This window comes from Candidatus Synechococcus spongiarum SH4 (genome assembly GCF_000586015.1).
GTDB classification, from domain to species: domain Bacteria; phylum Cyanobacteriota; class Cyanobacteriia; order PCC-6307; family Cyanobiaceae; genus Synechococcus_B; species Synechococcus_B spongiarum_F.
The window spans coordinates 1-13,207 of the sequence record NZ_JENA01000021.1 but is presented as its reverse complement, the minus strand read 5'-3'; the positions used below and the strand labels follow the sequence as shown (position 1 = coordinate 13,207).

At 64.5% G+C, this 13,207-nt stretch carries 16 protein-coding genes; 5 read left to right on the top strand and 11 right to left on the bottom strand.

The features are described from left to right. Positions 1–1,147, bottom strand: a 1,147-nt coding sequence (locus BG35_RS0102120) for a four-carbon acid sugar kinase family protein (RefSeq protein WP_025781492.1), incomplete at its 3' end; no start/stop codon positions are given. A 32-nt stretch (positions 1,148–1,179) separates the two neighbouring features. On the opposite strand from BG35_RS0102120, the gene BG35_RS0102115 reads away from it, so the two are divergent. Beyond that, positions 1,180–2,361, top strand: coding sequence for an FAD-binding oxidoreductase (locus BG35_RS0102115; protein WP_071994751.1), 1,182 nt, complete (start codon positions 1,180–1,182; stop codon positions 2,359–2,361). On the opposite strand, the gene BG35_RS0102110 is transcribed toward BG35_RS0102115, so the two are convergent. Then, complete coding sequence (locus BG35_RS0102110) at positions 2,322–3,173, bottom strand: tetratricopeptide repeat protein (RefSeq protein ID WP_025781490.1); 852 nt, start codon at positions 3,171–3,173, stop codon at positions 2,322–2,324. The genes BG35_RS0102115 and BG35_RS0102110 overlap by 40 nt on opposite strands. Positions 3,174–3,261: 88 nt before the next feature. On the opposite strand from BG35_RS0102110, the gene patR reads away from it, so the two are divergent. Continuing rightward, complete coding sequence (gene patR, locus BG35_RS0102105; RefSeq protein ID WP_308417005.1) at positions 3,262–3,993, top strand: heterocyst master regulator PatR; 732 nt, start codon at positions 3,262–3,264, stop codon at positions 3,991–3,993. Between the two features lie 21 nt (positions 3,994–4,014). On the opposite strand, the gene ald is transcribed toward patR, so the two are convergent. Both ald and glyQ read right to left on the bottom strand, forming a co-directional pair. Next, positions 4,015–5,136 carry an alanine dehydrogenase gene (gene ald, locus BG35_RS0102100; protein ID WP_236619742.1) on the bottom strand — a complete coding sequence of 374 codons (1,122 nt, stop codon included), beginning with the start codon at positions 5,134–5,136 and terminating at the stop codon, positions 4,015–4,017. 40 nt (positions 5,137–5,176) lie between these two features. Further along, entirely contained in the window at positions 5,177–6,055 is an 879-nt protein-coding gene (gene glyQ / locus BG35_RS0102095) for a glycine--tRNA ligase subunit alpha (protein WP_025781487.1), read from the bottom strand. A gap of 103 nt (positions 6,056–6,158) precedes the next feature. On the opposite strand from glyQ, the gene BG35_RS13550 reads away from it, so the two are divergent. Together BG35_RS13550 and tpiA are read left to right on the top strand one after the other, a co-directional pair. Further along, positions 6,159–6,401, top strand: a complete 243-nt coding sequence (locus BG35_RS13550; RefSeq protein WP_236619741.1) for a hypothetical protein — start codon at positions 6,159–6,161, stop codon at positions 6,399–6,401. 66 nt (positions 6,402–6,467) lie between these two features. Next, complete coding sequence (gene tpiA / locus BG35_RS0102085) at positions 6,468–7,208, top strand: triose-phosphate isomerase (RefSeq protein ID WP_025781485.1); 741 nt, start codon at positions 6,468–6,470, stop codon at positions 7,206–7,208. A 17-nt stretch (positions 7,209–7,225) separates the two neighbouring features. Here the strand turns inward: tpiA and BG35_RS0102080 are convergent, their stop codons facing one another. From BG35_RS0102080 to rpmI, 7 genes are all read right to left on the bottom strand, one after another. Continuing rightward, a complete protein-coding gene (locus tag BG35_RS0102080; protein WP_025781484.1) occupies positions 7,226–8,371 on the bottom strand; it encodes a glycosyltransferase family 4 protein in 1,146 nt (381 codons plus the stop codon). Between the two features lie 2 nt (positions 8,372–8,373). Further along, positions 8,374–9,564, bottom strand: a complete 1,191-nt coding sequence (locus tag BG35_RS0102075) for an NAD-dependent epimerase/dehydratase family protein (protein WP_025781483.1) — start codon at positions 9,562–9,564, stop codon at positions 8,374–8,376. A gap of 38 nt (positions 9,565–9,602) precedes the next feature. After that, positions 9,603–9,785, bottom strand: a complete 183-nt coding sequence (gene psb34 / locus BG35_RS0102070) for a photosystem II assembly protein Psb34 (protein ID WP_025781482.1) — start codon at positions 9,783–9,785, stop codon at positions 9,603–9,605. 110 nt (positions 9,786–9,895) lie between these two features. Further along, complete coding sequence (locus BG35_RS0102065; protein ID WP_025781481.1) at positions 9,896–10,711, bottom strand: thiazole synthase; 816 nt, start codon at positions 10,709–10,711, stop codon at positions 9,896–9,898. A gap of 19 nt (positions 10,712–10,730) precedes the next feature. Continuing rightward, the gene (locus tag BG35_RS0102060) at positions 10,731–11,267 is read right to left on the bottom strand and encodes a tetratricopeptide repeat protein (protein WP_025781480.1); all 537 of its coding nucleotides are present in this window, start codon (positions 11,265–11,267) and stop codon (positions 10,731–10,733) included. Positions 11,268–11,289: 22 nt separating this feature from the next. Beyond that, positions 11,290–11,637 (bottom strand): 50S ribosomal protein L20, encoded by a 348-nt coding sequence (rplT, locus tag BG35_RS0102055; protein ID WP_025781479.1) that lies wholly within the window; start codon positions 11,635–11,637, stop codon positions 11,290–11,292. A gap of 46 nt (positions 11,638–11,683) precedes the next feature. Further along, positions 11,684–11,884, bottom strand: a complete 201-nt coding sequence (rpmI, locus tag BG35_RS0102050; RefSeq protein WP_025781478.1) for a 50S ribosomal protein L35 — start codon at positions 11,882–11,884, stop codon at positions 11,684–11,686. Positions 11,885–12,009: 125 nt separating this feature from the next. On the opposite strand from rpmI, the gene BG35_RS0102045 reads away from it, so the two are divergent. Next, positions 12,010–13,207, top strand: a 1,198-nt coding sequence (locus BG35_RS0102045) for a glycosyltransferase family 2 protein (RefSeq protein WP_025781477.1), incomplete at its 3' end; no start/stop codon positions are given.

Below are 13,207 nucleotides of genomic sequence, written 5' to 3'. Positions count from 1 at the left end.
GCACACGACGCAACAGGGTGTCGCTGGTGCTTCCCCCCTTGCTGATCACGTAACCCAGGCTGGAACACAGGGGGGCCAGCACCGTCTCCTGGAGTTGGGCAACGGCCTTGGCCAGGGCCAGTTGTCCCGCCTCGTCGCCCCGCAACCGTTCGCCACGGCTGGTGTAGAGCGCCACTGTGCGGCGCTCCTGTTGCAGGGTGCGCCCCAGGGCAGCGGCCAGCGCCGCGGCCAGGGATGGGGCCGGCGTCCCCTGCCGTAGACACGCAAGGGAGATCTCCAGACCTTTGACGGACTGGGCCGTGAGCAGTCTGGCCAGTTGGCGGTCGGCGCCGGGCTGGTGGGAGCCCACCAGAATCACCCCCGGTTGAAGTCCCCGGGCATCCCGCCGCCGCAGACCCGCCCAATCCCTGCCGGTTAGGGTCTGGGGGCCGGGATCCACCAGGGCGTCAATCAGGCTGGCGGCCCCCCAGCACAGGTCTTGATGCCCCTGTTGCCGCCGTTGTCGTATCAGCCGGCCAAAGCGGCGCAGGTGTTCCGGCTCACTGGCGTCCACGGTCACTACAGCCCCCTGGGGAAGGGCCGCCAGACGGGTCAGGAGGCGGCCGGGATTGTCGTCCTCCTCCCAGTGAAGTCCCGTGACCGTCGTTTGGGGAATGCGCCCGCCGCTCTTCTGCTCCACCCATGCCGCCAGGAAGCTGGTGGCGTAGCCGAAGCGGCTGTCCCGGGCAAAGCTGCTGAGGTGGACGGGTCGGCCATGGAGAAAGTGACGGCCGTCAACGGTGGTGCGGCCACCCGGTAGAAACGCCGGCAACAGGAACACCACCGCAAACGGTCCCAACTCCTGGCCGAGCACCTGGGCATCCAGCGGGAAATGGCCCCGCAAGGTGGAATCCCCCCGGCTCACCACCTGCCAATCCTCCAGATTCAACCGGTTCAATGCCTGGCGCAGGTTGCGGCAGATGAGGCGAAGACGAACCTCCGCCTCCCGGCGGGGCAAGGCGCGGGTGTTGGCCAGGATGAAGAGGACGGGGGCGGGGTGCCGGAGCCCCTCCACCAACGTTTCCACACCCCAACTTAACAAGAGTGGGCAACTGTGAACCGTCTGGGAGCCTGTGGGGTCATCATCAATGACAATCAACTTGCTCATTGGCACCGGGGTCGTTGGCGCTGGGACGCGAGATGAGAACAGCCGCAATCACCCGTGGATGGCTGCGGCCCACGTTGCAGGAGGTTCCCGACCTTCTGCGCCAGTTCCATGGGGCCCGTCAGCCCTGGCGCCCTGCCGGGCTGGGGGAACATCTGCACTGGTGTCAGCCTTTGCCGTGGGGCGGCCAGGTTGTCTCCCTTGCCGCCAACAACAGAATCCTCCGCCACAGCGTGGAAGATTTCACCATCGAGGTGGAAGCGGGGCTGCCCCTGGGCTGGTTGCAGGCCGCCCTGGCGGAACAGGGGCAGTGGCTGGCGGTGGACCCTCCGCCAGCCACCAGCCCGGGCACCGTCGGCGGCCTGGTGGCCCGGGGTCTCTCCGCCGGTCTGCGCCATCGCTATCTGGGCATCCGGGATCAACTCATCGGGGTGGGCTTTGTGCGTGCTGACGGCGTGACAGCCAAGGCGGGGGGCCGTGTGGTCAAGAACGTGGCCGGCTATGACCTCATGCGACTGCTCTGTGGCTCCTGGGGATCCCTGGCGCTGCTCACCCGTCTGACCCTGCGCACCTACCCCATGCCCTCCCGGCGGCGGCACCTGCTCCTTAGCGGCGCCCGGGAGACCATGGGCCAACTCCGCCAGTGGCTGCTGCGCTCCTGTCTCACCCCGGAGCGGATGGACTGGTGGAGTCCGGCCATGGCAAGACGGCTGGGGTGTGGGGGCGTTCTGGAGGGTGACCTGTGCCTGGTGGTGAGTCTGGCCAGTATTTCCCAGGACGCCATCACGGCGCAGGAGCAGGCGCTGGCCACACAACTGGGGGACTCCGGACGGATGCAACCCCTGGCCAACTGGCCCCAGGTGGCCTTGGCGCGGGCGCCGGAGCCTGGCGAGTGGCTCCTGCATCTGGGCTGCCGCCCCGCAGCCATGGCCCGCCTCATGCTGGAGACCAGCCCCACGGGGTTGTGCTGGCAGGCGGGTCTGGCCACCGGCTTGGGCTATGCCGTTGGCGCGCTCACCGTTGAGCAGGTGCTCCGTCTGCGGAACCGCCTCACCACCCATGGGGGATTCCTGACGATTCTGGTGCAGCCCCAGGGCGCCACCCCCTCGCCGCTGCCCCCATGGCAGCGTCAGCCTGCTGCGGACGTGATGCTGGCCATCAAACATGCCCTGGACCCCTACGGCGTGGTGAGTGCCGGCGGGACGCCAGGGATTTGAGGAGGGGCGTGCATGGGGGCACGGGTCAACTCCAGGCTCCACCTGCGGGACAGGATGTCCAGCCACTGGATGGTGGTGGAGTCGCCGTGCTGGCGAGCTTCCGCCAGCAATTGCTGAGCAGCCTCAAGGTCTCCGTTGTCCTGACGGAGCATGGCCTGGGCAATGAGGGGGCGTGGATCCGTCCTCCTGCGCTTCGAGCGGTCAATCATCTGCTCCAACAGTTGATCCGCAGCGTCCACGTCACCCCGGGAACGGCGCACGTCCGCCAACAGCAACCCATAGGGCACAGCATCAACCGTGTCCTGCTCCCCTGGGTTTTCCAGGCTCCGAATCCGTTGCCAGGCGGCTTCCGCCATGGCCTCCGCCCGGGCGGGCTCCCCCCGTTCCAGCAGGATGCGGCAATAGAGCCGCAGAAGGGAAAGGTTGTCGGGGTCCACGGCAAGAAGCCGTTGCGTCTGCTGTTCGGCCGCCGCCAGTTCGCCGCTGGCGCGCAGCAACTCGGCCGCAAGCAAGCCAAACCGCCAGCGTTGCGGATGCTGCTGGCGCAGGGTTTGCAGGTGGTCATAGACAGCCTGCAGATCCCCTTGCTGAAGCTGGGTCGTGATCAACTCCAACAACAAATCCGGATCATCCGGCAAACGGTTCAGCTTCCTCTGGAGATTGACAACTTTTTGTTGCCCGGCCGGGCTGGCGGCCGGGCTGGCCACCTCGGCGGGGGTGTCGCTGGCCACGAACCAACCCAAGACGAACATACCGGCATAGCCGCCGCTGAACAACACGCCTCGAAGCAACAGAATGATGGCGCGTTGCACGGCGGGCGGCTGATACGGTCTGGCAGGATTAAACTGTGTCCTAGGGCGGAAATCCAGGCTGGGAATGAGAAAACAACCCATTTCACCGGTGACGGACCCTCTACAGTTCCGAGCCATCGGACTTGTGCGCGGCACCTATAGCCCGGAAGGTCCGGATTGCCTGACCGCCGGGGTGATCCATGCCATGGACGACACCCAACTGGAGGCTGTTCTTCTTGGCCGCATGATCCATCTGGTGCAGCGGTACGTGGACCTGGACCAGCCCCATCTCTGGGTGTGCTACCCCCGCAATCGTGACAAGGACAAGGGCAGGCTTCACCTGCAAGTGATGGGCATCTGGGAGCCCAGCCTGCTGGATCGCGCTGATCAGGCCCCACAGGACGAGACCCCGCAGGACACTGCACGGCCACCGAAGGCTGTTGAGCCCGAGCCGCCTGACGGCTACTTTTCCGTGCGCGGCGAGTTGATGTTTACAGACCCCGAGACGCAACAGTTGCTGGTCAGAATCCGCCAGCAGCCGCGCATCAATGCCGCCAAGCGCGCCCGTAGCTTCAAGCTGATGCTCCATGGGGTTGTGCCGCCCCGCGCCTTGCGCCACTTCCTCAGTCTGCACCTGAAGCGCCGTGGGCAGAGTCTCCATGTGGAGCGCTACGACGTCATTCAGCCCATAGCCCGTGGACGGATGGGCAGAGGGCAGGGTGGACGGGGGAGGCTGCCCAACAGCAGAAGACCCATGGGACGCCCCTCCGAATCGGGGGTCCATGCGCGCTCCAGCCGCCCACAGCCAGGCATCCTGAAACGCTTCAAACCCGAGGCGTGACGGTCCCCCGCCCCCTGGCCCTTAGCCGAGGCAGGCCATGGGATGGCGCTGCTCAACCCCCAGGGCCCTGGCAACGGTCGGGTGGCAGACAGAGCCGTCCGCAGTGTTCACGCCCCCCAGGAGTTCCGGCTTCCCGGTGACCGCCTGCCGCAATCCGCTCCCGGCGATGGCCTGGATGTAGGGGAGAGTGACGCTCACCAACGCCTGGGTGGCTGTGCGGGGAACGGCGCCGGGCATATTGCCCACCGCATAGTGCCCCACGCCATGGACGGTGCGCACCGGGTCGGTGTGGACCGTCTCCCGGCTGGTGGCGATGCAGCCACCTTGATCAATGGCCACGTCCACAATGACCGAGCCGGGGGTCATCCGCTGCACCAACTGTTCATCCACCAGCGTCGGGGCGCGGCCGCCGGGAGTCAGCACGGCGCCGATGAGGAGATCGGCTGTGGGCGCCAGACGCTCAATGGTGGTCTGACTGCTCATCAAGCTCACCATCCGGCCGCGGCGTTCGGCCTCCAACTGGCGGAGCCGGGCCGAAGAGCGATCCAGGAGAAACACCTCGGCATCCATGCCAGCGGCAATGCGGGCTGCGCTCCAGCCCACGGTGCCGGCCCCCAGGACCACCACCCGGGCCGGTTGGACCCCCGTGCAGCCTCCGATCAGGATCCCGGGACCCCCATGGGGCTTTTCCAGGAGACTGGCGCCCACCTGGGCGGCCAGCCGCCCAGCAATTTCGCTCATGGGGGACAACAGCGGCAGGCTGCCGTCTCCCATCTGCACGGTTTCATAGGCAATGGCCGTAACCTTTGCCGCCATCAAGGCCTGGGCCACCGCTGGATAGCCCGCCAGGTGCAGATAGGTGAAGAGCACCAGATCTTCCCGCAGAAACCGGTACTCCTCGGGCTGGGGCTCTTTCACCTTGACCACCACGTTGGCCGACCAGGCGGCGGCGGCGTCAACAAGAACCGCCCCAGCCGCAGCAAACTCCTCATCCGCGAGGCCCGCCTCCTTCCCGGCCCCCCGTTCCACCCATACCTTCAGACCATGGCGGGTCAGTTCCCGGGCGGCGTCCGGGGTCAGCGCCACCCGCCGCTCATCCCGTTTGACTTCCCGTGGAATGCCCACACTGGCGGTTGACGACATGGCCATAGCGACCCAATCCCGGCTCCGGTTATCTTCCCATTCACGTCAACAAGGGGTAGCCCAGGGCCTCCCGTTCCCTTTGCCAGGCCGCCGCCGCCGCCGCCGCCAGCTTGCGGATGCGCATGATGGTGCGCTGTCGCTCCGTTACGGAGATCACGCCCCGGGCATCCAGCAGGTTGAAGCAATGGCTGCATTTGAGCACCCAGTCCAGGGCCGGAACAGCCAGGCCTTGCTCGGCCAGTTGACCGGCTTCCGCCTCATAGAGCCGGAAGAGCTCCAGAAGGCGCTGGGGATTACTGGCAACAAAGTTGTAGCGGCACTGCTGCCGCTCCTGCTCCAGCCAGATCTGGCCGTAGCGCAAGTGGTCGTTCCAGCGCAGATCCCAGAGATTGTTCACCTCCTGCAGGTACATGGCCAACCGCTCCAGCCCGTAGGTGATTTCCACGGAGACCGGACAGCAGTCCAGTCCACCGCATTGCTGGAAATAGGTGAACTGGGTGATCTCCATGCCGTCCAGCCACACCTCCCAACCCACGCCCCAGGCCCCCAGGGTTGGCGATTCCCAGTTGTCCTCCACAAAACGAACGTCATGGCGCTCGCAGGCAATGCCCAGGGCCTCCAGGGAGCGCAAATAGGTTTCCTGGACGCCGGCGGGAGAGGGTTTGATCAGCACCTGATATTGGAAATAGTGCTGGGCCCGATTGGGGTTATCCCCGTAGCGTCCGTCCCCGGGTCGCCGGCAGGGCTCCGGGTAGGCCACGGCCCAGGGCTCCGGCCCCAGGGCCCGTAAAAAGGTGTGGGGGCTCATGGTGCCAGCGCCTTTTTCCGTGTCGTAGGGCTGGAGCAGGACGCAGCCCTGTTCCCCCCAGAAGCCGTTCAGGGTGGTGATGATCTGCTCGAAGGTGGATGGGCCGGACATGGCGCAAGGGGTCTCCAGGGGACAACTTGAATGGATGTGACCACCATTGTCTCAAGCTGCGGGGAAGGCCTGTAAACTGACGACAACCCTTACGAGTATGAGCATGATTGGCCTGAGTCCGTTGGTAATGGATGCCGGAGGAGCGATTGCCTTCAGGGGTTCGTCAGCCCCCGCCCAGGGACAGGACAACCAACTGAAGAGCAGGATGGTCACAGCCATGGCCTGGACCCTGGCGCTGTTGGAACTGGCTGTGGCCGTAACCCTGGCCCTGAGTCAGGCTCTGCTGATTGCCATGGTCATCATCGCCTCTCTTGAGCCTTCGCAAGGGGACCAGCCCGGGATGTAGGAACGCCCCAGCGGTGAGCCGGGCTGCTCCGCCGCTGGTAAGCTGGCAACGGAATCATCGTTTTTCGTGCGCCAGGCTTTCATTGCGGGGAACTGGAAAATGCACATGACCTGTGCAGCCGCCCTGCGTTTTCTTGAAGATTTCCTCCCTCAGGTCACAGAAACCCCTACGGACCGGACTGTCATCCTGGTCCCGCCGTTTACGGCCCTGTCCAGTCTCAGCGGCGCCATGCACGGCGGCCGCATTCGTCTGGGTGCTCAGAACGTGCATTGGGATGGGAATGGGGCCTACACGGGCGAGATCTCCGCCCCCATGCTGACGGAACACGGGGTGCGCTACGTGATTGTGGGCCATAGCGAGCCGCGCAAGTATTGGTGTGAAACCGACGAGGTGGTCAACCGTCGGGCCCATGCGGCGCAAAAGGAAGGGCTCACGCCCATTGTCTGCATTGGGGAAAGCCTGGAGCAACGGCAGGCTGGTGAAACGGACGCAGTGATTCACCGCCAGGTGGATGCCGGGCTCCACGGCCTGGAACTGGACTCCCTGGTGGTGGCCTATGAACCCCTCTGGGCCATCGGCACAGGACGGACCTGTGGCGCTTCGGAGGCCAACCGCATCTGCGGGCTGATCCGCCAATGGTCAGGCGATCCGGACTTGACCATCCAGTACGGCGGCTCCGTAAAACCCGGCTCCATTGATGAGCTGATGCATCAGTCCCACATTGACGGGGTGCTGGTGGGGGGCGCCTCCCTCGACCCTGACGCCTTTGCCCGTATCGTCAACTATCAATCTTTCCCGGACGACTAAAGGTTAAAGCTGCCTGATCACAAGGCTTTTTCTTCCGTCTTCCGGGTGGCGGACGCCAACACCTGCTTGTAGTAGCCGCGTAGTTGCGCCGTGGCGGCCCGCCAGCCCCAGCGCTCCGCTTCACGGCGGGCCGCCAACCGCATCTGTTGATGGCCTTCCCTGTTGTCCAGCAGGCGGCGGGTGGCCTGCAGAAGCCCGTCAGCCTGATCCGGGTCATAGAGGCAGCCGTTCTCCCCGTCGGTCACGATGTCGGGGATGCCGCCACGGCGGGCGGCCACAACCGGGCAGCCCGCCGCCATGGCCTCCAGCAACACCAGGCCCAGGGTTTCCGTGCTGGATGGGAAGAGGAAAGCATCCGCGCTGGCATAGGCCCCGGCCAGGGCCTCCCCCCGCAGATAGCCCACAAAACGGGTGGCCGTGCCGGCAAAGGTTTTTTCCAGTTGCTGATGATGGGGACCGTCCCCCACCAGGGCCAGCCGTGCCCGGGGCAGGGCCTTGAGAACAGGGAGAATGGACTCAATCTGCTTTTCCGCCGAGAGCCTGCCCACGTAGAGCAGCAGAGGATCCCCCTCCTGGTGGGAACCAAACAACTGTCGCCGCCGCCGGGACGAGGCCAGCCCCGGCTGAAACGCATCCGTATCCACGCCCCGTTGCCAGAGGTCGATGTTGTGAATCCCCCGCTCGGAAAGTTCCTGCACCATGGCGGTGGAGGTGCAGAGGTTGAGGCTGGCCTGGTTATGAGCCGCCTTGAGCAGTTCCCAGAGGAGCGGCTCCAACATGCCCAGCCCGTAGTGTTCAAGGTATTTGGGCAGGTGGGTGTGGTAGCTGGCCACCAGGGGAATGGCCTTGGTTCTGGCCAGCCAGATTCCCCCCAATCCCAGGATGGCGGGATTGACCACGTGGATCACGTCCACATGGAAGTGGTCGATGGCTTCGGCCACCACAGGGCGGGGCAAGGCCAGCTTGAGTTCCGGGTACAGGGGAAGGGGTGCGGCAGGAATCCCCATCACCCGGGCGCCGCAATAGGAGGCGGGCGCCCCCTCCGGGCAGAACACCAGCACCTCGTCCCCAGCCGCCGTCAGGTGCTCAATGGTCTTGGTAAGCCGGGTAACGATCCCGTCCACCTTGGGCAGGAAGGTCTCGGTGAAGAATGCGATATGCACGGCTATGGGTTGATGGCCTCTGCCTGGGTTCGCGTCCAGGCGGACGTGCAGGGGATCCGCCGACGGTCACAACGCTCAGCGTAGCGACGGGCAATGTCCACCACTTCCGTCAGTAGGCCATCGTCCAACGTGGTGGGCTCCAGGCCCAGATCCAGAAAACAGCGATTGTCCACGATCAGGTCGTTGTCCCTGGCCTCGTTGCGGGGATTGGGCAGGTAAGCCACCTGGGACCCTGTCATGTCCGCCACCTTCTGCGCCAGGTGAGCCACCTGATGGCTTTCCGTCATCTGGTTGAAGATTTTCACCTTCTCCCCAGGGGCTGGGGGATTGTCCAGGGCCAGTTGGACACACTTGACCGAGTCGCGGATATGGATGAAGGCCCGGGTCTGTCCGCCGGTGCCGTGAACGGTGAGGGGGTAGTTGATGGCTGCCTGCATCAGAAAGCGATTGAGCACGGTGCCATAGTCCCCGTCGTAGTCAAAGCGGTTGATCAGCCGGGGATCTTTTCCACAGAGTTCCGTGTTGGTTCCCCAGACAATGCCCTGGTGCAGATCCGTAATGCGGAGGGCGTCGTTCTTGCTGTAATAGAAAAACAGCAGTTGATCCAGCGTTTTGCTCATGTGGTAGACGCTGCCCGGATTGGCGGGATGCAGAATCTGCTCCGTAAAGCGGCTGCCGTCCGGCTGGGGCACCTCCACGGTGAGGTAGCCCTCGGGAATGGTGGCGCCCCGATGGGAGCCGTAGCCATAGACCCCCATGGTGCCCAGGTGAACCACATGCACGTCCAGACCGCTCTCCACAATGGCGCAGAGCAGGTTATGGGTACCGTTGACGTTGTTGTCGATGGTGTAGCGCTTGCAGGCGGCGGATTTCATGGAGTAGGGCGCTGCCCGCTGCTCGGCGAAGTGGACTACTGCCTCAGGGGCCTCGTCCCGCAGCAGTTGCAGCAGCCGCTCATACTCCCGGGCCAGATCCAGAAGCACGAAGCCAATGGGCTGCCCCCCCGTTTCCTGCCAAGCCCCGAGCCGGTCCTCAACCGTGGCAATGGGGGTCAGGGACGTGACGCCCAGATCAACGTCAATTTTGCGGCGGCTGAGGTTGTCGACGATGACAACGTCATGTCCCTGGTCCGCAAGGTTCAGGGCACAGGGCCAGCCGCAAAAGCCATCACCACCAAGAACAAGAACCTTCACGCGTGCCTCTCCAGCCAAGGGCGTTCCAGCTTGGCAAGCTACACCAGACCACGACTCACCCAGGTTGTGATGGCCACCATGACCACCACCAGACCCGCACCCAGGCCATAGAGCCGGAGCCGCTGGCGCTGCTCCGCACCGGTGAGCGGTTCGGCAATCACCATCTTGGGCTCACGGGCAAACGCATTGAGGCGGCCTCCATCCTCATGGGTGACGGTCATGGCATGTCAAGAAGAACACTGGGGGCGAATGTATGGCGAATTGTGGATCCCATGGCCGGCCGGCCCTTCACTGTTGCGAGACTTTACAGGGTCCGACTCCTGTGCCCGGTTCAGCCGCCGATGCGGCCATGGGGCGGTGAACTGGCAACAGCCTCTTGATGTTGAGGCATCCGACCACCGACGTGGGCAAGGCGCCCTGCCTGGGTGGCCAGGGCCATTGCCCTGGCCATGGCCACCGGGGCGCCGGCCTGGGCAATGGCGGTGTTGATGAGCACGGCATCGGCCCCCAACTCCATGGCTTCCGCAGCGTCACTGGGAACGCCAATGCCGGCATCCACCACCACGGGCACCCCGGCCCCCTCGATCATCAAGCGGATGTTGTCACGGTTGCGTAACCCCTGCCCGGAGCCGATGGGGGAGCCGAGGGGCATCACCGTGACGCAGCCCACCTCCTCCAGGCGACGGGCCAGCAGTGGATCGGCATTGATGTAAGGCAGAACACTGAAGCCCTCCTTGACAAGTTGCTTGGCGGCCAGGAGCGTACCGATCGGATCCGGCAGCAGGTAGCGGGGGTCGGGGATCACCTCCAGCTTCACGAAAGTGTTGTCCTCCTGCCCCGCCAGTCGCGCCAACTCACGCCCCAGGCGGGCTGTGCGGACCGCCTCTTCCGCAGTGGCGCAGCCCGCGGTGTTGGGCAGCATCCACAACCGGGACCAGTCAATGGCATCCATGAGCCCCCGGTGGCCTGCCGCACCGCTCTGTACGCGCCGCACCGCCACGGTGACCATCTGGCAACCACTGGCCTCCAGGCTGGCTTGCATGGTTGCCGGGTCGGAATACTTCCCTGTGCCCGTCAGCAGGCGGCTGTTGAAGGAGCGTCCTGCAATCCGCAGTGGCTGGTCCTCAATGGTGCTGGAGAAAGACAAGACCGTTCATTCAAAGGCGTTATTGGTCCAGGGTAGATGCCAGGGCTTTCTCCAGGCGCTGCAGACGGCGCTTGGCAACGGGATTGCCGGCATCCAGAGCCAGGGTTTGAGCATAGGCTTTGGCGGCTTCTTGCCGCTGTTGTCGACGCTCCAGCGCATGACCCAGGTTGTTGAGGGCCACGGGATAGTCCGGCTTGGCCTCCAGGGCCTTGCGGTAGTGACGGATGGCCTGGGCGTACTGCTTCTGGGCCGCCAGGGCATAGCCCAAGGCGTTATGAATGAGCGCCTGCCCTTCCGAGGGCTCCTGGCCTGCCCCCTGGGCTGCCTTGCCCAGGGTGGCCACCGCCTGGGGGAAGAGACGCTTGCGCAGTTGCACGGACCCCAGCTCGTAAAGCGTCACGGGGTCGGCCTTGCCGTCGCGGAGTTGCTGTTGCAGTCGCTGAAGCGTTGCTTCATCACGCCGCACCTTCCACACCTGGATGCCGACGACAACGCTGAGGATGGCCAGCAAGACCACCAGGCCCACCAGGTAGAGGGAAGGCAGAGGGGAATCCATGACGGCTGGAGCTTGGGATGATTCAGGGTTGGGCAGCGGCGGCTACGGCTGCGAAGCTGGCGGGATCCAGAACGGCCAACTGGGCCAGCATTTTGCGGTTCAGGCGCACATCGGCTTTTTTCAAGCCGCCGATGAAGGTGCTGTAGCTCAATCCATGGCCATGGGCAGCGGCATTGATCCGGGCGATCCACAGACGCCGGAAATCACGCTTGCGGCGGCGGCGATCCCGGTAGGCATTGCTGAGGGCCTTCATCACCCGCTGGTTCGCGGTACGAAACAGGGCGCCGTTGGATCCCACGAAGCCCTTGGCCAGCTTCAAGATCTTCTGGCGGCGTTTACGGGCAACATTGCCTCTTCTGGTGCGGCTCATGGGTCGGAATTCCTGGGATAATTCGGGACGCTGTCAAGTGTGTGGGTCAACTGCCGTAGGGCAGCATTCCTTGGACCCGATCACGATCCGTGGGGTCCACCGTTGCTGAAGTGGCCAGGAAGCGCTTGCGCTTGGAACTCTTATGGCCCAGCAGGTGATTACGGAACGCATGACGACGCTGCAGCTTACCAGTTCCCGTGATCCGGAAACGCTTGGCCGCGGCGCGGCGGGTTTTGAGCTTGGGCATGGCTGGGACGTTCAGCAGAGGGGAATTATTTTAACCCACGTTAAATGTGGCATGATTAAGGCCATGGTTTGCCCCCCTTGGGGCGGCCGCTACGAAGCAGGAGAGTCTAAGGTTTCAGGGTGCCAATGAATCCCGTTGCTTATTGGGGAGGAGGTCGTCGCCGCAAGGCGGCCCTGTTTGTGGCCACGTCTCTTCTGCTGGGATTACTGCCCCACTGGCTCCAGGTTGGCCCCTGGCCCGCGCTGGTGGCGGCTCTGCTGCTGGGGCGCCATATTTTCCCCACAGCGTCAGGGCAACCCGAGAGTTGGTCTTCGTCGCTCCCGGCGCCGCCGGGGCCAATCACGAACCCATCCGGATCTCTCCGGGTCGATGTGCTGGTGGCGGCCAAAAACGAGGCTGCCGTGATCGAGAAACTGGTGGACAACCTGCTGGCCATACGGCATGACGAGGAGCAGTTGCAGGTCTGGATTGTGGATGACGGCAGCGTGGATGGCACCGGAGAGATTCTGGATCGCCTGCAGGAGCGGCGCCGCAGTCTTCACGTGATCCACCGTCCCCCGGGAGCCAAGGGGTGGAAATCCGGCGCCCTGAACACGGTGCTGCCCCACCTGCAGGGGGAGTGGGTTCTTGTGCTGGATGCCGATGCCCAGGTTGACCCGGAACTGCTGGAGCGCTTGCGCCCTTTCTTGCAGGACAGCAGCCGTGCGCTTCAGTTGCGCAAGGCGGTGCATAATGCGGACTGCAACCTGCTCACCCAGGTTCAAGCTGTCGAGATGGCGGTGGATGCCTTGATCCAGCAGGGTCGCATTGCCCATCAAGGCTGTGGCGAGTTGCGGGGCAACGGCCAGATCATTCCCCGCCAGGCCCTGTTGCATTGTGGCGGCTTCAATGAAGCCACCATTACCGATGACCTGGACCTCACCATGCGGCTCCAGCTTCACGGTGTCCCCATTGCCGTGGTGTGGAACCCACCGGTGGCCGAGGAAGCGGTCAGTTCCGTCGGCCCCCTTTGGCGGCAACATCAGCGCTGGGCGGAAGGGGGACTGCAACGCTTCTTCGACTACTGGCCCGCGCTGCTGAGTCCTCGTCTCAAATCACGGTTCAAGCGGGACGTGCTGGCCTTTTTCCTCTTGCAATACGTTCAACCGCTGGTGATGACAGGGGACGCGGTGGGAGCGTTGGTGGGGCGCTCCGCTCCCCTGGCCTGGCCGTTGACCACCATGACGCTCCTGTTCACGGTCACGGCCATGTTGCGCTGTCCCGCTGCCAACAGTGGCCCTCCCGTGCCGGCGATCCGCGGCTTCACCGTCTTGATGACCTTGG

What these genes read in the sequence shown, in the direction of transcription:
- BG35_RS0102060 (WP_025781480.1), bottom strand. Translation starts at nt 11,267, where the DNA reads ATGGATTCCCCTCTGCCTTCCCTCTACCTGGTGGGCCTGGTGGTCTTG.
- BG35_RS13550 (WP_236619741.1), top strand. Translation starts at nt 6,159, where the DNA reads ATGATTGGCCTGAGTCCGTTGGTAATGGATGCCGGAGGAGCGATTGCC.
- rplT (WP_025781479.1), bottom strand. Translation starts at nt 11,637, where the DNA reads ATGAGCCGCACCAGAAGAGGCAATGTTGCCCGTAAACGCCGCCAGAAG.
- BG35_RS0102115 (WP_071994751.1), top strand. Translation starts at nt 1,180, where the DNA reads ATGAGAACAGCCGCAATCACCCGTGGATGGCTGCGGCCCACGTTGCAG.
- rpmI (WP_025781478.1), bottom strand. Translation starts at nt 11,884, where the DNA reads ATGCCCAAGCTCAAAACCCGCCGCGCCGCGGCCAAGCGTTTCCGGATC.
- psb34 (WP_025781482.1), bottom strand. Translation starts at nt 9,785, where the DNA reads ATGACCGTCACCCATGAGGATGGAGGCCGCCTCAATGCGTTTGCCCGT.
- ald (WP_236619742.1), bottom strand. Translation starts at nt 5,136, where the DNA reads ATGTCGTCAACCGCCAGTGTGGGCATTCCACGGGAAGTCAAACGGGAT.
- glyQ (WP_025781487.1), bottom strand. Translation starts at nt 6,055, where the DNA reads ATGTCCGGCCCATCCACCTTCGAGCAGATCATCACCACCCTGAACGGC.